The organism is Mesorhizobium sp. M2C.T.Ca.TU.002.02.1.1 (assembly GCF_003997225.1).
In genome coordinates this window covers 1-17177 of sequence record NZ_RZTO01000028.1, presented here as the reverse complement: position 1 = coordinate 17177, position 17177 = coordinate 1, and the positions used below count along the sequence as shown (strand labels likewise).

General features: G+C 60.2%; 19 protein-coding genes. 14 read left to right on the top strand and 5 right to left on the bottom strand.

What is annotated here, in order from left to right; translation table 11 throughout:
• The first annotated feature begins 189 nt into the window (after positions 1–189).
• The 3 genes from EOD07_RS02960 to EOD07_RS02950 all read left to right on the top strand — a co-directional run bounded on the left by EOD07_RS02960 (position 190) and on the right by EOD07_RS02950 (position 3302).
• Positions 190–822, top strand: a complete 633-nt coding sequence (locus tag EOD07_RS02960) for a transglycosylase SLT domain-containing protein (protein WP_245469799.1) — start codon at positions 190–192, stop codon at positions 820–822.
• Between the two features lie 274 nt (positions 823–1096).
• Complete coding sequence (locus EOD07_RS02955; protein WP_245469797.1) at positions 1097–2290, top strand: penicillin-binding protein activator; 1194 nt, start codon at positions 1097–1099, stop codon at positions 2288–2290.
• Positions 2291–2321: 31 nt separating this feature from the next.
• The gene (locus EOD07_RS02950; protein WP_127233892.1) at positions 2322–3302 is read left to right on the top strand and encodes a phosphatase PAP2 family protein; all 981 of its coding nucleotides are present in this window, start codon (positions 2322–2324) and stop codon (positions 3300–3302) included.
• 72 nt (positions 3303–3374) lie between these two features.
• Here the strand turns inward: EOD07_RS02950 and EOD07_RS02945 are convergent, their stop codons facing one another.
• From EOD07_RS02945 to EOD07_RS02925, 5 genes are all read right to left on the bottom strand, one after another.
• Entirely contained in the window at positions 3375–3914 is a 540-nt protein-coding gene (locus EOD07_RS02945) for a prepilin peptidase (RefSeq protein ID WP_127233891.1), read from the bottom strand.
• Positions 3915–3919: 5 nt separating this feature from the next.
• Positions 3920–4459, bottom strand: coding sequence for a tetratricopeptide repeat protein (locus EOD07_RS02940; RefSeq protein WP_127233895.1), 540 nt, complete (start codon positions 4457–4459; stop codon positions 3920–3922).
• 66 nt (positions 4460–4525) lie between these two features.
• A complete protein-coding gene (locus EOD07_RS02935; protein WP_127233894.1) occupies positions 4526–5482 on the bottom strand; it encodes a type II secretion system F family protein in 957 nt (318 codons plus the stop codon).
• Between the two features lie 12 nt (positions 5483–5494).
• Positions 5495–6463 carry a type II secretion system F family protein gene (locus tag EOD07_RS02930; RefSeq protein ID WP_245469796.1) on the bottom strand — a complete coding sequence of 323 codons (969 nt, stop codon included), beginning with the start codon at positions 6461–6463 and terminating at the stop codon, positions 5495–5497.
• Positions 6463–7851, bottom strand: a complete 1389-nt coding sequence (locus EOD07_RS02925; protein ID WP_127233889.1) for a CpaF family protein — start codon at positions 7849–7851, stop codon at positions 6463–6465. The genes EOD07_RS02930 and EOD07_RS02925 overlap by 1 nt, the downstream gene beginning before the upstream one ends.
• Positions 7852–8345: 494 nt before the next feature.
• On the opposite strand from EOD07_RS02925, the gene EOD07_RS02920 reads away from it, so the two are divergent.
• The 11 genes from EOD07_RS02920 to EOD07_RS02870 all read left to right on the top strand — a co-directional run bounded on the left by EOD07_RS02920 (position 8346) and on the right by EOD07_RS02870 (position 16889).
• Complete coding sequence (locus EOD07_RS02920) at positions 8346–8582, top strand: Flp family type IVb pilin (protein WP_127233888.1); 237 nt, start codon at positions 8346–8348, stop codon at positions 8580–8582.
• A gap of 53 nt (positions 8583–8635) precedes the next feature.
• Positions 8636–8875: a Flp family type IVb pilin gene (locus EOD07_RS02915; RefSeq protein ID WP_127233887.1), complete on the top strand. Its 240-nt coding sequence runs from the start codon at positions 8636–8638 to the stop codon at positions 8873–8875.
• 93 nt (positions 8876–8968) lie between these two features.
• On the top strand, positions 8969–10006 hold the full coding sequence (cpaB, locus tag EOD07_RS02910) for a Flp pilus assembly protein CpaB (protein ID WP_127233886.1): 1038 nt from the start codon (positions 8969–8971) through the stop codon (positions 10004–10006).
• A gap of 49 nt (positions 10007–10055) precedes the next feature.
• The gene (locus EOD07_RS02905) at positions 10056–11501 is read left to right on the top strand and encodes a type II and III secretion system protein family protein (protein WP_127233885.1); all 1446 of its coding nucleotides are present in this window, start codon (positions 10056–10058) and stop codon (positions 11499–11501) included.
• On the top strand, positions 11488–11784 hold the full coding sequence (locus EOD07_RS02900) for a hypothetical protein (protein ID WP_127233884.1): 297 nt from the start codon (positions 11488–11490) through the stop codon (positions 11782–11784). Before EOD07_RS02905 ends, EOD07_RS02900 begins: the two co-directional genes overlap by 14 nt.
• 68 nt (positions 11785–11852) lie before the next feature.
• Positions 11853–13430 (top strand): pilus assembly protein TadG-related protein, encoded by a 1578-nt coding sequence (locus EOD07_RS02895; RefSeq protein ID WP_127233883.1) that lies wholly within the window; start codon positions 11853–11855, stop codon positions 13428–13430.
• Positions 13431–13435: 5 nt separating this feature from the next.
• Positions 13436–13966 carry a TadE/TadG family type IV pilus assembly protein gene (locus EOD07_RS02890; RefSeq protein ID WP_127233882.1) on the top strand — a complete coding sequence of 177 codons (531 nt, stop codon included), beginning with the start codon at positions 13436–13438 and terminating at the stop codon, positions 13964–13966.
• Positions 13966–14610 carry a TadE/TadG family type IV pilus assembly protein gene (locus EOD07_RS02885; protein ID WP_245469794.1) on the top strand — a complete coding sequence of 215 codons (645 nt, stop codon included), beginning with the start codon at positions 13966–13968 and terminating at the stop codon, positions 14608–14610. Before EOD07_RS02890 ends, EOD07_RS02885 begins: the two co-directional genes overlap by 1 nt.
• The gene (locus tag EOD07_RS02880) at positions 14607–15770 is read left to right on the top strand and encodes an AAA family ATPase (protein ID WP_127233881.1); all 1164 of its coding nucleotides are present in this window, start codon (positions 14607–14609) and stop codon (positions 15768–15770) included. Before EOD07_RS02885 ends, EOD07_RS02880 begins: the two co-directional genes overlap by 4 nt.
• Positions 15757–16332: a L,D-transpeptidase gene (locus EOD07_RS02875; protein ID WP_127233880.1), complete on the top strand. Its 576-nt coding sequence runs from the start codon at positions 15757–15759 to the stop codon at positions 16330–16332. Before EOD07_RS02880 ends, EOD07_RS02875 begins: the two co-directional genes overlap by 14 nt.
• The gene (locus EOD07_RS02870; RefSeq protein WP_127233879.1) at positions 16329–16889 is read left to right on the top strand and encodes a hypothetical protein; all 561 of its coding nucleotides are present in this window, start codon (positions 16329–16331) and stop codon (positions 16887–16889) included. Before EOD07_RS02875 ends, EOD07_RS02870 begins: the two co-directional genes overlap by 4 nt.
• Positions 16890–17177: the final 288 nt, after the last annotated feature.

Below are 17177 nucleotides of genomic sequence, written 5' to 3'. Positions count from 1 at the left end.
GCGCTGGACCGTTTCACCGTTGCATGGAAACGGCGAAACGATCCAGTTCCTTGTTTTGACGCAATTCCGAACGGAAAACCGCTACGCACTTTTCCTGGAATTGCTCTGGCGGCCGCCTTGCTCTGTCTGTGTCAAACATCCGTCCACGCCAACTGGCTGGAACGGCCGCAGCCGCCGGGGACGCGGCCCGTGCGCTGCGCCGCCGCGCCGGAACGGACCGCCGAGACCTTCAAGGCGTTCGCCACCTGCCAGGCGTCGCTCTACGGCCTCGAACCGGTGCTGGCGCATGCGGTGATGGAGATCGAAAGCGGGTTCGATCCCGGCGTGCGCGGCGCCGACGGCGAAGTCGGGCTGATGCAGGTCATGCCGGCGACGGCGCGGATGCTCGGCTTTCGCGGTTCGCTCGACGAGCTCGGCGAGCCGGCCACCAACATCGCGCTTGGCGTCCGATATCTGGCGCAGGCAAACAGGCTCGCCGCGGGCGATCTTTGCACCACCGTGATGAAATACCGGGCCGGGCACGGAGAAACCCGCTTCTCGGTCCGCTCGGTCAACTACTGCCAGCGCGCACGCGCGATCCTGGCGCGGGAAGGCCTCGACATAGCCGGGCCGTTGCCGGTGGCGACGATCGGATTCTCCGACGTCTTGACGGTCGGCCTGTCCGACGCTTCCGTGGACGGCGTTGTGACCGGCCAGGAGAAGCGCGTCTGCGTGCGTCGATCATTCGTGCCCGGGCCGCGCTACATGAAATGCGCCGAGTATCGCAGCCCGGCGCAAGCAAGGACGATCCGGGCGCTGAGAGCGCGGCTGTTCGACGGATAGCATATGGGGTGGAAGCATCATGAAACGTGAGCGGCACGATCCGGACCTGAAGCGCGCCGCGCCGAAACGGATCGTTGCGGCGCGCCTGAGGGCTTTGTCGGATGCATGTCGTCTCCCCAAAACCGGAACCACTTTTGGGCGACATGCTTTCTTGTTCCATGCATGTCGTCTCCCCAAAACCGGAACCACTTTTGGGCGACATGCACTGGGGGCGATCGCTCTCGGGCTCGTTGCGACGCTGTCCGGATGCCAATCCAAGAGCGGCGCGTCGGACGTGCTCGATCCATCGGCGATCGCGGCACCCGCCGGCCAGGCGAGTGCGGCCGCGGCGCCCGCCCAGCAGGCAAGTGTCGAGACCTCTGGCAGTCCGGCCTTGGGCAGTCCGGCACCGGGCAGCGCGGCATCGGGCGGCCCGACCTCGGCCGCCGCCGCCAAGGCCCAGCTGACACTCGGCACGGGGCCGACCAAGGTGGCCATGCTTTTGCCGCTTTCGGCGCCCGGCAGCACGGGCGAGAACGGCCGAAAGATGTATGACGGCGCGCGGCTCGCGATGGCCGATCTCGGCGACAAGCTTCTGACGCTGACGATAGAGGACACGCGCGGCGACAGCGGCTACGCGAAAGACCTCGCGGTGAAGGCGATCACCTCGGGCACGGCCAAGGCGGTCATCGGGCCGTCCGAGCTGGCGGCCGCGCAGCACCTTGCCAAGCTCTCGGGCTCCAAGCGGCCGCCGGTGCTGGCGCTGGCCGACAATTTCGCCGGAGGCCCCGGCGTCTATTCGGTGCGGCTCAGCGAAGCCGACAGCGCCGCGGCGGGCGCGGCGGCGATCGCCGGCAAGGGCGCCAGGAAATTCGTGCTGCTGGTGCCGGCGGGCGCCGACTCGAGCGCCATCGAATCCCGGGTGGCCAACGCGCTCAGCATCTATGGCGCCACGCTTGCGGTGACGCTGCCCTATTCGCCGACGGACGGCGGCGCCAAGGTGGTGTCGGACATGAGCTCGCTGGTCGAGGCGCCCGACGCCGTGGTCGTCGCCTGCGGCGGCGGCAGCCCTACAGCGGTGCTTGCCGCGCTGAAGGCGAAAGGCATTCCAGGCAAGGCGGTGACGCTGATCGGCACCGACCGCTGGCTCGAGCGCCCGATGGATCCGCTCTATGAGGGCGCCTATATCGCGACGCTCGACGAGAGCGAGACCGGGCCGATCGCCGACCGGTTCAAGGCGACCTACAAATACCAGCCCGACGTCAACGTCGCCTATGCCTACGACATGGTGGCGCTGAGCGCGGGCATAGCGAGCGCGGCCGGCCCCGACGGCTTCAACAAGCAGGTGCTGGAGAACACCACCGGCTTCCGCGGCTCGACCGGCCTGTTCCGCTTCCGTAGCGACGGCTCGAGCCAGAGGTCGATGCCGTTCTTCAAGGTGGAGAAGGGACGGTTGAAGCTGGTGGAGAAGTCGACGTCGGGGTTTTGAGGGGAGCCCCGCCCCTGAAGCCGGAGAACAAATGGAAGTCTTTGAAGCGACTCCGACGAAACAAATGCGCATCACAATGCACGGCGTAGCCGTGCTCTGCCTCGTATACGTCGCCGCAGCCGCCGCGGTAGCACCCGTAACGTATCTTGCGATGCTGACTGAATATACGTTTCAGAAGTACTCGTTCCCGATCCCCTTGTTTGCGCTGTTTGGGATGGTGGGTGTTGCTGTATTCTACCGACCACGATCTCCTTTAACTTTTATCCTGGAAAAGTTGCGCGACAGAGGCAAAGGCGCGCTGATGATCATCGCGATGTTCCTCCTGAGCGCGGCCGCGTTCTCCACGCTTAAGCATGTTACCCCAGTTTATGTCTCGTTCTTTGCAGATCCATTCTTGGCCAAGCTCGATGCCACAATTCATTTTGGCAACCCGTGGAAAGTAGCGCACGCCATATTCCCGCTATCGCTGGAGCCGACGTTGTTCGTGCTGTATGGACCAGTTTGGTTTGTCCAGATGGTTGGCATGGTGCTTGTCGCCGCTTTCGCCAAAGATCATGCGATTAGGGCTCGTTATTTTCTGTCCCTCGTCCTTGTTGCAATCATTCTTGGAAGCGTGGTCCGGATCATCGGATCTTCGGCTGGACCGATATTCTTCGGCAGGATCGTTGGCGGAGATCGTTTTGCTGATCTGATGGCCGTGCTCGGCTCAAGCCCGTGGGGCGGGGCCATGATCGAAACTTCCGACTATCTCTATTCGTCTTACGCCCAGGATCGCACTGTGTTCGGAACAGGCATCGCCGCTATGCCAAGTTTGCATGTCGCCTTGGCGGTTCTAAACGCGCTTTTTCTCTCTCAGTTCGGACGCGCGACCAAGTATTGGGGATGGTTCTACTTTTCTGCAATAATGTTCGGGTCCGTTTACTTCGGATGGCATTATGCGATTGACGGATATGTGGCGATTATCGCGACTGTAACGATATGGCGATATAGCAAGCGGTGTGTTGATCGGTGACCGCGCCATCGAAGCATTCGCCCACGCGCTCACTCCCATCAAGCCGGTACGCTTCAGTCAGGCACAGACACGCTAATTAAGGTGCTCCAAAATTCCGGAGCTGGTTGCCACAACCAGTGCGACATAAATCTGGAATACCATTGCGCACACGGCGGCGGCCGAGATCGGCACCCCGAATGGCACAATACCTTTCCGATCCATGTGCTGGACATAAAGGCGGAAAGCCCCTGCCGGCAGTATGAAAGGATTTTTCACGAGCAGTGTCGTGAGGACCGCGAAGACAAAGAGGAAGACGGTAAAGATCACAAGACCGTCTTGACCAATCAAGAACGGCATTACCGTCATCAGCTTGACGTCGCCGGCGCCAACCTTGCGGAGTACCCAGAAGGGAAAGAGCACAATGAGCAGGAAGAGGCCGCTAAGCGCGCTCAATGCCATCTGGAACCATGATCCGGATTGAACGGACACAAGTTGAAGAGATCCAAGCCCAAGACAGAGGAGCAGAAGAACGGCGCGGTTGGATATTTTCTGCGTCGTGAAATCGAGCCAAGCTATCCTCGCAAACAGCGGGATTGTCAGGACTTTAAGCACCAGCGACGCGTAGAGTAACATTAGGTCTATCGTTCTATATTCTGCACGCTGGAAGACAGAAGCTTCAGATTGTTGGCGACAGTCGGATCGTTGGGCGCGAGCTCATAGGCTTTGAGGAAGTTGCTGCGCGCATCCTGCAGCTTGCCGCGCAGCAGGTAGGAATAGCCGACGTTGTTGTAGTATTCCGGCGTCGCGCCAAGCAGCCGGTAGGCCTTGCCATAGGCTAAGTCGGCGAGATCGAAACGGCGGATGCGATCGCAAGAAGCGGCGAGGCCGAGCCAAGCGACGCCGTCATTCGGAGCGAGCCTTGTCGCCTTGTAGAACAGGGCGCCAGCGTTGCCGTAGTTTTCGGACCGGAACTGGGTCTTGGCCTCGGTGACCGCCTGGTCCGAAGCGTAGTAGTCCACATCACTGACCGTCTTAAGCCCGTCGAAGGCATCGCCGAACGCGGTATAGTCGCCCTTGGCGGGCTCGTTGGTACGCACGACGCCTGTGCTGTTGCCATCAGTCGACTGGCAACCGGCAAGCAGGACCAGCAGCATGCTGGCTGCGGCAGCAATGCGCATCGGCCTTGTTATTTTGTGCTGCAAGGAGCCCTCCGACTCAATTTTAGAACTTAATCATATGCCTAATCAGAAGAAAATGCCCCTCATGCGAATGACCACCGGCAGAAGGACGATCATCAGGACCACGGGGAAGATGCAAATACCCAGCGGGATCATCATCTTGACCGGCAGCACGTTGGCACGTTCCTCCGCATGAAGGATTCTCTGTGTCCGCATTTCATCGCTGTAGACGCGCAGCGCTTCGGTCAGACTGGTACCGAGTTCCTCCGATTGCCGGAACAGCACCGCCAAAGCCCTGGCTTCTTCCAAGCCGATACGATCGGCGAGTTCCCGCAGTGAATCGCGAAGGGGTTTGCCAGCGCGCAGTTGCAGATTCATGATCGAGAGTTGAACGCCCAGCCATTTATGCGTGCCGGCCATTTCGTGACTCACCCGCTCGACTGCCGCCTCCAGGCTCATGCCGGCATCCGCACAGGTGATCATCATATCCATGAAATCGGGAAAGCCGCGACGGTAAATCTGTTTTTGCGCGTTCTCAAAGCGATCCAGCGCAATACTTGGGATGACAAGGCAAGCCAATCCGAACAGCGCGGCTCCGGCCAACGAAACAAAGCCTGGTATTTTCGGCGGCAATACCATGGCCAACAGGATGTAGCAGCCGAGAAAAGCAATGGCGACGGCGCCAATTCGCGACAAGGTGTAAAGGGCCGGCGCGCTCGCGTGGTAGAAGCCGGCACGAAACAACCTGGCTTCAAGGGCATTTGGCTCACCGCGCTCCTTCTCCAGCGCGCGGAAATAGGCATCTACAGGTCGCTGAGCCGAAATCTTGATCAGTTGCTCCTGGGCGCCCAGGGACCGCCGGTTGACGATTCCTTCCGACATCAAGCTTTCGGTGACCAGCCTTCGCGTCTGAAAAGCGGGCAACAAAACGAATGCGCCGAACAGAAACAGTGCAGCTGCGGCCGCAAATACCAAAAGGGAAACGAGAAGCTCGGAACCCAGAATGTTCGACAAGAGGTCTATGTTCGGCTCCAATCAGAAATCGAAATTTACCATGCGGTACATAATGAGGTCGCCAAGCAGCGCCCATATGCCGAAGATCGTAAACACCGGAAAGATGAGAGGGTTGCCCCAGACAGCTCCGTAATAGCTCGGAGCGACGAGTGCGAGGATTGCGAACATGACTATCGGAAAGAGCGAGATGACCCATGCCGAGAAGCGTCCCTCGGCCGAAAGCGCCCTAATCTTCATCCGAAGCTTTTGCCGTTCGCGCAGAACCTTGGACAGGTTGGCAAGAATCTCCGTTAGATTGCCGCCTGTCTTGGACTGAATGGAAAGAGAGACCGACAGAAGATGCAGCCCCTCGAAGCCGACGCGCTCCGACAGTTTCCGTGCTGCCTGCTCCATGCTCAGCCCGAAAGTGACCTCGTCGGCGACAATGCCAAATTCGGTGCCAAGCGGGTCAGGCATTTCGCGGCCAACCAACCCAACCGCCACCGAGACCGGATGGCCGGCACGCAGCGAGCGTACGATCATGTCGAGCGCGTCTGGCAACTGGCGGGCAAACTTCAAGATGCGCTTGTTGCGAGCCCGGCGAAGAAACAGCAGAGGCAAGACAAATCCTACAAATGTAAAGGAAATCAATGCTGGAAGCGCGGAAATTCCGGCCAGCAGTTTCAAAAGCAATGCTACGATCAGTCCGGCCAGGATGAAGATCGCGGCGAATGTCAGCGGATTTCCGGTTATGCCCGACTGGGTGTAGAGCCTGTTGAGCGCAACCGCTCCAAAAACATAGTCGCCAGACTCGGTCAGCCCTCGTTCACGCAACAGACTCTGCAGGGTTTGTTCTGCAGGGGCCTCGTCCGCAAGGCGCTTGAGCCGCCGGTTTATCGTGCCGGTGCGATCGCGACCTTTCACATAAGTAACGTAGAGCGCCTCGGCTGCCAGAATGACTGACGCTGCCGCCAGCACGTAGACGAAGTAAATAAGCGTCTCGCTATTCATCAGAGCGGGACCTGCGGATTGAAAGCGTCCTTGGCGAAGTGGAGGCCGAGCGTTGCCGCTTCCTGAGCAAAGCGCGGGCGGATGCCGGTGGCGCGAAATTCGCCGATGATCTGTCCGTCTGCCGCTACCTCGCGGCGAACAAAATGATAGAGTTCCTGGAGTTGGACGACGTTCCCCTCCATGCCGGTCAGTTCCGAGACGGAAATAACCCGTCTGCCGCCATCGGCCAGACGCTGCGTCTGCACAATGATGTCGATGGCCGATGCAATCTGGGCGCGGATGGATTCCTGAGTCATCGGCAGGCCAGCCATGCCTACCATCTGCTCTAGACGCGACAACGCATCGCGCGGCGTGTTGGCGTGAATGGTGGTCATCGAGCCTTCGTGACCAGTATTCATGGCCTGCAACATGTCGAAAGCTTCCTCGCCACGCACCTCGCCGACGATGATGCGGTCGGGGCGCATGCGCAGCGCGTTCTTCACCAGCTCGCGCTGGCGGACTTCGCCCTTCCCCTCGACATTGGGCGGGCGCGTTTCGAGGCGACCGACATGCGGCTGCTGCAATTGCAGTTCCGCAGCGTCCTCGATGGTGATCAGTCGCTCCTTGGCCGGGATATAACTCGACAGTGCATTTAGCAGCGTGGTTTTGCCGCTGCCGGTGCCACCCGAAACCAGGATCGACTTCCGTGCCTGTACAGCGATCCGCAGCAAATCAATCATGGGTTGGCGGATCGAGTTGAAGGCCATCAAGCGCTCAAGCGAATAGGGATTCCTGGAGAATTTGCGGATGGAGACGAGCGGACCGTCAACCGAGACCGGTCGTACGGCGACATTGACGCGCGACCCGTCGTCGAGGCGCGCGTCGACCATCGGTGCGGATTCATCAACCCGCCGGCCGATGGCTGAGACAATTTTATTGATGATGCGCAGCAGATGCGCCTCGTCGCGAAAGCGTATCGAGGTCTCCTCAAGCACGCCGCGGCGCTCAATGAAGACGTGGTTGTGAGTATTGATTAGAATGTCGGCGATTGAATCGTCCTTGAGCAACGGTTCAATCGGGCCGAGACCTAGCATCTCGTCAGCCGTATCGCTGGTCAATTGATCCAGTTCGCGCGCGTTCAATGGAACATTTCTGCCGCGCACAAATTCGCGCACGATCGGCCGGATCTCGTTCAGGATCTCGTCCTTTGACGCGCTTTCCAGCGCCGTCAGGTTGAAACGATCGATGAGATGGCGATGCAGCTCAACCTTGAGGGTCAGGAAATCATCGCCCTGCGGCTCCGCTTCGGCGGCAGGAGTGGCGACCGCTCCTTTCGGCGCAGCGGCGGCGGCGATCGGCGCCAGCGGCGTCTTCTGTTCGTTCGGCCCTTTGACGAAGCGACCCAACATGCCGCTTACCCCCTTATGATTTCCCCAGGTCGAAACTAAGCGTTAACCACGAGGGGCACAAGCGGCCTGGAGGACACACTAGAGGTATTACTTGCGGCATAGTTAAGAAATCAACATTTGATAAATCGTTTTATTTCTTCCTTGCTTCACGTATGCCGACCAAAGTCCTAAGACTTTTGGCGCCCCTCGGGAAATCACCCTGCTAACCCCATTAATATAAACGGATATGTCATATTCCTAATGTGCCAGCCTTCAGCCTTGGGCATGGCCGAATTGTGAATGAATGGTTAAGATCGCTTGAAAAATGAAGCGAATCAAGCTGTTGTTGAAAATGAAAGAGCTTTAAACCGAGTATTGAAGGGTTAAAGGACTGTTAATCCGTTTGACCGGTTTTTTAGCGCGACCTAGGATTGAACGTGACGGGGGATGCTTGGGTATGGGGTTCATCCTTAGGCTCGTCTCGTCGGGTTCAAACCTCCAAAGGGAGAATTGGCATGAAGAAGCTCATGACGATGGCCCGGCAGTTCCGCGACGATGAAAACGGCGCTGCCATGGTCGAATATTCGATTCTGATCGGCATCATCGCCGGCGCTGCGATCCTCGCGATCGTTGCCATCGGCGGCTGGGTGAGCGGGCGCTTTACGGGCCTCTGCGGCATCCTTGATGGCAAGGGCATACTTACCGCGACGACCAAGGGTACCTGCAAAGCAACAACCGGCACCGGTACTTGAGGCTATTCGATCAGGCCCGGATCGATCGATCCGGGCCTGACGGGAGAACGCAGATGAGCAACCTTATCGAAATGGCCCGGCAGTTCCACGACGATGAAAACGGCGCGGCCATGGTGGAGTATTCAATCCTGATCGGCATCATCGCCGGGGCGGCAATCCTGGCAATCGTTGCTATCGGTGGCTGGGTAAGTGGGCGCTTCACCGGCCTATGCGGTATTCTCGACGGCAAGGGTTTGACGGCGACCGCCGGCACTAGTGGTACATGCAAGGCAACAACCGGCACCGGTACCTGATTTCTTCGTTCAGGCGCGGATAATACATCCGCGCCTGAACGGTCGCCAGGCTGACGTGGCCGACATTTCTGGGCCTATTGGGGGTTTGGGGTTATGCGCGCCAATACAATCGTGATGATCGTTCTCGCCTGTGTTTTCGGCATGCTAGCGGTCGTCTTCGCGAATTTCTGGCTGGCCAGCCAGCGTAACGCGCTCGCGCGCGGCAATGATATCCCGAGCGACACCGTGGTCGTCGCGGCCGTTCCTCTTAAGTTCGGCGACACGCTGACTGAAAACAAGCTGCGTGAAATTGCCTGGCCGGTGGGCGCGGTTCCAGCTGGTGCGTTCAAGACGATCAAGGACGCCTTGGCTGGCAACGGCACGCGCCAAGCATTGCAGGCCATCAGTACCAATGAACCAGTTTTCGCCAGCAAGATCACAGGCCCCGGTCAACGCGCAACGCTTTCGGCGGTGCTGACGGAAGGCATGAAGGCTGTTTCCATCAGGGTCAACGATGTGCTGGGCGTTGCGGGGTTCGTGTTTCCGGGCGACCGGGTGGATATCCTCCTTACACGCACGACGAACGATAGCGGCGTCGCGAAGAGTTTCGTCGACGTCCTATTGCAGAGCGTCAAGGTTCTTGCAGTCGACCAGGTTGCGGACGAGAGCAAGGACAGCCCGACCGTGGTCAAGGCCGTGACTGTGGAGGTCAGCACCAAGGATGCGCAGAAGCTGACATTGGCGGCTGGGGCGGGACAATTATCCCTGGCGCTGCGGCAAGCGGCAGGTAACAAGGGCGAAGCGACGGAGCGTGTGACGGTTGCCGATCTAACCGGCGACACGCCGGAAGATGTCGCCAAAAGGCAGGCGGAACTCGACCGGCAGAAGGCAGCCGATGCTGCAGCCGCTGAAGAACGCAAACGCGCCAATGAGAAGATAGACGGCTTGGCCCAGGCCGTGGAGCGGGTTGGAAGCCAGATTGACGAACTGAGCAGGATCAAGCCCGCGCCAGTCGTCGCTGCGGCGCCGGAGGTAAAGGAAGTCGTCAAGGAGGTCGTGAAATACGTTCAGCCGGAGCCTCCGGCCCGCGCGACGATTGGCGTCTTCCGTGGGGTGAAGCTCGAAACTTATGACGTGCCGCGACAACATTAGAACAAAGCGGCAAGCGGGGGCTGCCGATTGACAGCCGGGGAGACGGGGAATGCAGAAGTTATGGGTCAGGATGGCGGCGGTCGCGCTATCCTTTTTGGTCGCGCCGGCGATGCTTGGCCATCCGGCCAGGGCGGCTGACCGGTTCATCGATGTGTCGCGTCCGTCGCTGCACCGGGTGTTCGTGCCGGTTTCGCAATCCGCCACGATCCAGGTGAACGCCACTTTGGGCGACATCGTGGTCGGGGACGAGAAGATCGCCGATGCGCAGCCGATGACCGACAAGACGCTCTACATCATCGGCAAGGCTGTCGGCACCACCACCGTCAACCTGTTTTCGGAAGACAAGCGCTCGCTTGGTGCCATCCAGATCGAGGTCGGCCAGGATGTCAGCGACATGGCGGCCGCGATCCGCCAGGTGGCGCCAAGGGCGCGCATCGAGATCGGCTCGATCAACGGCAAGGTTCGCCTCAGCGGTCACGTGAAGGACGCCGCGACGCTGGCGCAGATCGTCGAGGTGACGCAGCAATATGGGCCGGACGCCATCATCAACGCTGTGACGATCGATGAAAGCGAGCAGGTCAATCTGTCGGTTCGCATTCTTGAAGCCAAGCGCAGTGCCGGCCGCGATCTCGGCGTGTCCATCAGGAGCACGAATAGCCGCGGCACGACGCGAACCGGCACAGGCGTCGCCGCCGTCGACAAGGATAATATAGTTCTGGGACCAGGCGACCTATTGAGTGGACTACTTTCCGGCAGTTCTCCATTCGGCGCGTTGATTACCCGTGTCATTGACAGCAATATCAAAGTTGACCTGATCATTGAGGCGCTTGAGTCAAAAGGGGTCGTGCGGCTGCTGGCCGAGCCGAACCTCACTACGGTCTCTGGCGAAACAGCGAGCTTCAATGCGGGCGGCGAAGTGCCAATTCGTAGCGTTAATGCCCAGGGCGAGGTCGAAATTCAATTCAAGCAGTTTGGCGTCAATCTCAACTTTACGCCCGTGGTGTTGGATGACGGCAAGATCCATATCAAACTGGCGCCGGAAGTGAGCGACATGACAGGCTTCACCCCCGCCGGCGACCCAATTTTTACCAACCGTAAGCTGGCGACCGTCGTTGATCTGCGCGATGGCCAGAGCTTCGCGGTCGGCGGCCTGCTCTCCAGCAAGAACACTCGTCAGCAGCAGCAACTGCCTTGGCTTGGCCAGGTGCCGATCATTGGCGCGCTGTTCCATAATTCCAGCACGCAGAAGGAAGAAACGGAGCTGGTCGTTATCGTCACGCCGCATCTGGTGCGGCCGGTGAAACCCGGCGAGCAATTGGCGACGCCGTTCGACAAGACAAGGCCCGCCAACGATCCGGAGCTCATGTTGCTCGGCCAGCTCGAAGTCAGCAAGGACATGATCCGCATGTACGAACATGGCGACGGTGTCACCGGCCCCTATGGCCACATGCTGGATGTGAAATCGAAGGACAAGCTGGTCTATGTCAAAAAATAAGCTCCTGCTCGTTCTTGTTGGCTCCAGCCTGCTCACGGGCTGCGCCGCCGACTATCTGAACAATTACGACACGATGACGCTGGCATCGGGCGACTCACAGAAGGCCAACCAGTTGCTGCAGACGGTCGATCCGTACAACCCGGCTTCGAACAACACAAAGATCGAAGGCGACGGCGCCCGGTCCGTCGGCGTCGTTCAGAAATACAAGCTGCCACCAAGCTCGGGCGCGCCGACGACGAACATGACGGTCAACGTCGGTCCGTCGGGGACGAGCACACAATGAACTGAAGGAAGGGAAGCGGTTGCATTGGGCATGCGAGGCGCCTGACGCCAAGGGGTAAGGGGTAGGCCATGCTGCGGACCATTCGCGCGTTCTGGCACGATCAGAGTGGGATAGCGCTGATACTAGTCAGCGTCATGTTGCCAGCCATTATCGGCTTGTCTCTCCTGGCGATCGACATGAGCCGGATGAACAATCTGGACAACGACCTGCAGAAGGGCACGGATGCCCTGGCACTCGCTGCAGCTGCCGAATTGAGCGGCAGATCTGACGCGTGGACGCGCGCCGAGAATGCCCTCACTAACCTGGTATCCAATAGCACAATGTTCTCTGACGGTGGATCTGTTTCGCTAACCACCGGCGCTGGAGCCACCACCGTTGACGCGACCTACCCTGCCTGCCGATCCAAAGGGCAAATTTCGTGGTGCTTCCTGGCAAGTATTCCAACGAACGATTCCGATCCTATCACGTCGGCCAACTATGCCGCGTCGCCCATAACGACTCGCTTCATCCAGGTGTGGGCCCAGCCGGAGGGCTTCACTCCCATGTTCCCGGTCTCGGTCTCGTCTTCAGGAAGCGCGACCGACAAGAGCTACAATCTTACCGCTGTCTCTGTCGCGGGTTTCACATCGGGTGTTTGCAATTACACACCTGTCTTCATGTGCAACCCCTATGAGATGGTGAATGGCACCAACACGGCGGGCGGGGTAACGCTCGAGCAGGCCGTAACCGATCCGGCCGTCCATCGCAGGTTGATCGAACTTCGGATGGTCGGGAACGGCTCCGCCTACGGCCCCGGCAACTTTGGCTTCCTGCAGCCGCCGGACGGCGTCGGTAACGGCGCGCAGGCTCTGGCCCAAACGATCGCCACCTCGAAGCCCCTGGGCTGCTATTCGGCGCAGGGCGTAAACACCAAGACCGGCCAGAGCACCGGGCCGGTTCAGGATGCCTTCAATGTCCGATTCGGGATTGCAGCCAACGGCCATTTCGATACCCCGGAATACGGCCCGGCGGAAAACGTACGCAAAGGAGGGGTGAGATCCAATGGAAATTCGAGCCAGTGTCCGCAATACAATCAGCTGACGTTCAACGGGCCCGGCAATAAGGGCCTTCCGAGAGATCAGACGACGCCGTATATGGGCGGGCGTATGGGAGCCGGCGATTATCTGCTTCTTGGACCTGGAAACTATTGGCAGACCAATTTTGGGAGTGCGTCATATCCCAGTACTTGGGATACGACCACGCCGACGCGCTACGAGGTCTATAAGTACGAACGTGCGGCATTGGCGAATGGGACGCTACCGCCGACGCCACCGACTGCCGCTCAGTCACTGGTCGGCGTGCAGTCAACTGGCGGAGAGGTTGGAACGCCTGCTAGCGGCTGCCAGCCACCTGTAACAACCGTCGATCGCCGCCTACTCTATGGTGCCTTGTTGAACTGCAATGCGCTTGAGGCTGCCGGTTACGATCTCAACGGCAACAGTACCAATCTCCCCGTCGAAGCCTTCGCCAGTTTCTTCCTGACCGAGCCGGTAGCGTCGGCCTCCTCCGATGCCTCGGTGATGGTGGAGCTGGTGGACATCAGCGGACGCGAGGGGCAGGGTACACTCGACAACTTCCTGCGCGATGAAGCGCAGCTCTATCGGTGACGGTAATGTCGAACCTGCTGTCCCGAACCCTTAAGCGTTTTTGCTTCGATCAGCGCGGTACCGTCCTTGTGGAGATGAGCCTGGTGGCACCGCTGATGCTGATGCTGTCGGCAGGGGTGTTCGAATTCGGCAATCTGATTCATGACAAGTTGTTGATGGAAGCTGGGCTCACCGACGGAGCGCGGTTCGCCGCCCGCTGTAACAGCAAGCTCTACACGGATGCAGGGCTCACAGCGATCGACTGCGCCGATCGCGCCAAGAACATCGCCGTCTTCGGCAATTGGGACGGGACAGCACCCTCACGCATCCCTGGCTGGCAAAAGGCGGATGTCACGATCGACTCGGCCACCTGCACGAACGCTATCGATTCAACTGGCACGGTCCTCTATCTCTCGACGACATCGCAGGTTTGCATCGTAACGGCATCCGGCACCTATGCTTACAGCAATCTGGACAGCGTTGGCCTGCTGTCATTATTCAACATCACCACCGTCACCCTTGGGGCCAGCCATCAGGAGCGGTTGATCCGATTTTGATGATGCTGAAACGATTCCTACAAGCGGAAGACGGAGCAACGATGGTCGAGATGGCCATCGCGATGACGCTTCTGCTCACTCTTACCTTGGGTTTCGTCGATTTCGGTTATGCATTCTATCAGTGGAACGCAGCAACCAAGGCGGTGCAGATCGGTGCGAGGCTCGCCTCCGTCTCCGACCCGGCCGTTAACACAGCCACGCTTGCAGCGGCCGACCCAGGTACAAATCCAGGAGCCCCGATTACGGCCGGAACATACTCGTTCGAGTGCAAATATTCCGGCAGCACTGGCGCTTGCAATGGCAATTCCGCGATCTTCAACGCCGCTGCTTTCAGCCGCATTTTCCGCGGCGATACGGCATTCACCAACGACGACGCCTGCCCGGGGTTGGCAGCCAATCAACGGCCGGGGATGTGCCAGTTTTTTCCTGGGTTGCAGCGCTCCAATGTCGTGGTGACCTACACCGCCACTGGCCTCGGCTATCAGACGCGTCTTGGCGGTCCAGTGCCGACAATCACCGTAAGCTTGCAGAACATTACCTTCCAGTTCTTCTTCCTGGGGGGGCTACTTGGATTCGCAGATAAAACGATGCCATCCATGCTGAGTACAGTAACGGGTGAAGATTTAAAGAGTACATCGCCATGAACGCCATCGACACCAGAGTCCTCCCGACCAAGCGCAAGCAAGTAGCGCTGTTTTCCGGCGATGCGAATTTCAAGCGCGACGTCACCACGCGGCTCGACGCGCTGGCGATCTATGACGTCAAGATCTCGGACGCGGCGGAGTTCCTGAAGGGGCCACCCGCCGACAGCCGGCCGGGCATCATCATCCTCGATCTCGGCAATGGCGAGCTGCTCGGCAATCCGGCCATCATCGAGGCGCGCGCGGCCTGGGCCTCGGTGCCACTGATCGCGATCTCCGACGAGCTCACCTCCGAGCAGACGCGCGTGCTGGTGCGCATGAACGCGTCCGACTGGCTGCACAAGCCGCTCGACGCCAAGGAGTTGCTCAACGCCGTCACCTTCCACGACACCGGCAACCAGGGCACCAAGAGCCGCATCATCACCTTCATTGCCGCGAGCGGCGGCGCCGGCGCCACCACGCTGGCGATCTCGGCGGCCGAGCACCTCGCCTCGAAATCGGCCGAGCGGGCGGCCTCGACCTGCCTCGTCGACCTCGACTTCCAGAGCGCCAATTGCGGCGCCTATCTCAACCAGTTCAACCAGTTCGACCTTTCCGGCATCATCGGCCAGCCGGACCGGCTCGATGTCGAGCTCATGGACGTCATCAAACTGTCGCGGCCGTCCGGCCTCACGCTCTATTCCTTCGAGCGGCCGCAACTGCCGTTCGAGCCGCAGGGTTCCGACTTCGTCTTCCGGCTGCTCGATCTCGTCGCCTACCGCTTCGACGACATCGTCATCGACCTGCCCAACATCGAGACGCCGTGGCACGATTCGGTGCTCAGGACGAGCGACGAGATCTTCATCGTCTTCGAGCTCAACGTCGCCTCGCTGAGGCAAGGCAAGCGGCTCTACAAGAAGATCCGCGAATTGCGCGGCAACAAGGTCAGCATCACGCTGGTCGCCAACAAGCACAAGCGCAAATGGTTCGGCAACCACTTCTCGCGCAGCGAATTGGAGAAGATCTTCAAGGCGCCGCACATCAAGTCGCTGGCGCTGGACAACGCGCTTCTCGCCGACGCGCTGAACCGCGCCATCCTGCCTTCCGAGGTGGACGGGCGCGCGCGCTTCAACAAGGACCTCAAACGCATGTTCAAGGAACGGCTGGACAATGCCCAGCGCTAGGCGCTTCGCCGCGATGCATCTCGCCGGCGCCTCCCTCGCCGGGCTGATGCTGGTGTCTGCCTGCGACGTGACGATGGCCGGGTCGAGCCTGCCTCCCCTGCCCGCGATGGGCCCAAGCCTGCGCAAGACGGTCGCCTTCCAAACCAACGAGCAACCCGGCACCATCGTCATCCGCAAAAACGAGAAGGCACTCTATCTGGTCACGGGCCAGGGCCAGGCGCTGCGCTACCAGATCAGCGTCGGCCGCGACGGCTTCGGCTGGACCGGAACGGTCAAGGTCGCCTCCAAGACCGAATGGCCTGAATGGCGTCCGCCCAAGGAGATGCGCGCGCGCCAGCCGGAACTGCCGGCGATGGTGCCGGCCGGTCCCTACAATCCGCTCGGCGCCAGGGCGCTTTATCTTTCGCGCGACGGGCGCGACACGCTCTATCGCATCCATGGCACCAACGATCCCAAGGGCGTCGGTTTCGACGGCACGTCCGGATGCTTCCGGCTGACGAACACCGATGTGATCGATCTCTTCAAGCGCGTCGCGGTGGGCGCAAAGGTGGTGGTTGAATGACGATGATCAGCGAGCCGGACGTTCCGGCAATCGAACTCGGTCACCGGGAGACCGTTCCGGGAAAGCCCAGCCGGGCCAGGATGATCGGCGTCATCGCGGTGGGTGCCGCGCTTGTCACCGCCGTCAACGTGACGGCCGCGGTCTATCTCTATCGCGGCGTCAACGACCTCAGGACGATGGAGGCGCGGCTGGAACAGCTCGGCCAGTTCGAGCAACGCATCGGCGCCCGCATCGACACCGTCAACAACGGTTTCCAGAGCCGGTTCGAGACGCTGGACCGCCAGTTGCAGGCGAATTTCGGCCAGATCAACGGCAATATCGCCAAGCTGGAGCAAGGCCAGCCGGTCGCCGCCAGCGAGCCGGCGCCCGGCGCGACGGAGCCGGCCATGCTCGACACCGCCACCGTGGCGGACGCGTCCGCGGCCGATGAAAGCGGCGCCGATCCCGCCGCCGCGCAACCTTCGTTCAAGCGCAAGGTCGCGCCTCCCGGCCCCAATCCGTCCTACCAGCGCATCCAGCAGCCCGACGGCAAGGTCTATTACAAGAAGATCAACTGATCGCGCTGGCCGCCGCCTAAAGCGCATCGCGATCTTTCAGATTCGCTCCATGCGCTTCAGGTTTTTGATCTTGCGCATGTCTTCCGAAACCGGTTCCCACTTTCGGGAGACATGCTTTAGGACGGACGGTTACAAGTCGCGCTGCAGCGAAAGCATACGGACCGAGCGGGCTTCGGCGCGCTGCCTCGCCTCGCGCAGGAACGCCACGTGGCAATAGGCGCAGGCCGCGAGACCGAGGCATAGCACCAGGCAGTTCTTCAAGCTGAAGTCGAGCATGAGTGAGAAGTG

Bases quoted from the DNA above. Each gene is read 5' to 3' on its own strand.
- cpaB (WP_127233886.1), top strand. From the start codon at position 8,969: ATGCGCGCCAATACAATCGTGATGATCGTTCTCGCCTGTGTTTTCGGC.
- EOD07_RS02915 (WP_127233887.1), top strand. From the start codon at position 8,636: ATGAGCAACCTTATCGAAATGGCCCGGCAGTTCCACGACGATGAAAAC.
- EOD07_RS02950 (WP_127233892.1), top strand. From the start codon at position 2,322: ATGGAAGTCTTTGAAGCGACTCCGACGAAACAAATGCGCATCACAATG.
- EOD07_RS02895 (WP_127233883.1), top strand. From the start codon at position 11,853: ATGCTGCGGACCATTCGCGCGTTCTGGCACGATCAGAGTGGGATAGCG.
- EOD07_RS02890 (WP_127233882.1), top strand. From the start codon at position 13,436: ATGTCGAACCTGCTGTCCCGAACCCTTAAGCGTTTTTGCTTCGATCAG.
- EOD07_RS02875 (WP_127233880.1), top strand. From the start codon at position 15,757: ATGCCCAGCGCTAGGCGCTTCGCCGCGATGCATCTCGCCGGCGCCTCC.
- EOD07_RS02940 (WP_127233895.1), bottom strand. From the start codon at position 4,459: ATGCGCATTGCTGCCGCAGCCAGCATGCTGCTGGTCCTGCTTGCCGGT.
- EOD07_RS02905 (WP_127233885.1), top strand. From the start codon at position 10,056: ATGCAGAAGTTATGGGTCAGGATGGCGGCGGTCGCGCTATCCTTTTTG.
- EOD07_RS02920 (WP_127233888.1), top strand. From the start codon at position 8,346: ATGAAGAAGCTCATGACGATGGCCCGGCAGTTCCGCGACGATGAAAAC.
- EOD07_RS02885 (WP_245469794.1), top strand. From the start codon at position 13,966: ATGATGCTGAAACGATTCCTACAAGCGGAAGACGGAGCAACGATGGTC.
- EOD07_RS02870 (WP_127233879.1), top strand. From the start codon at position 16,329: ATGACGATGATCAGCGAGCCGGACGTTCCGGCAATCGAACTCGGTCAC.
- EOD07_RS02945 (WP_127233891.1), bottom strand. From the start codon at position 3,914: ATGTTACTCTACGCGTCGCTGGTGCTTAAAGTCCTGACAATCCCGCTG.
- EOD07_RS02880 (WP_127233881.1), top strand. From the start codon at position 14,607: ATGAACGCCATCGACACCAGAGTCCTCCCGACCAAGCGCAAGCAAGTA.
- EOD07_RS02925 (WP_127233889.1), bottom strand. From the start codon at position 7,851: ATGTTGGGTCGCTTCGTCAAAGGGCCGAACGAACAGAAGACGCCGCTG.
- EOD07_RS02900 (WP_127233884.1), top strand. From the start codon at position 11,488: ATGTCAAAAAATAAGCTCCTGCTCGTTCTTGTTGGCTCCAGCCTGCTC.
- EOD07_RS02930 (WP_245469796.1), bottom strand. From the start codon at position 6,463: ATGAATAGCGAGACGCTTATTTACTTCGTCTACGTGCTGGCGGCAGCG.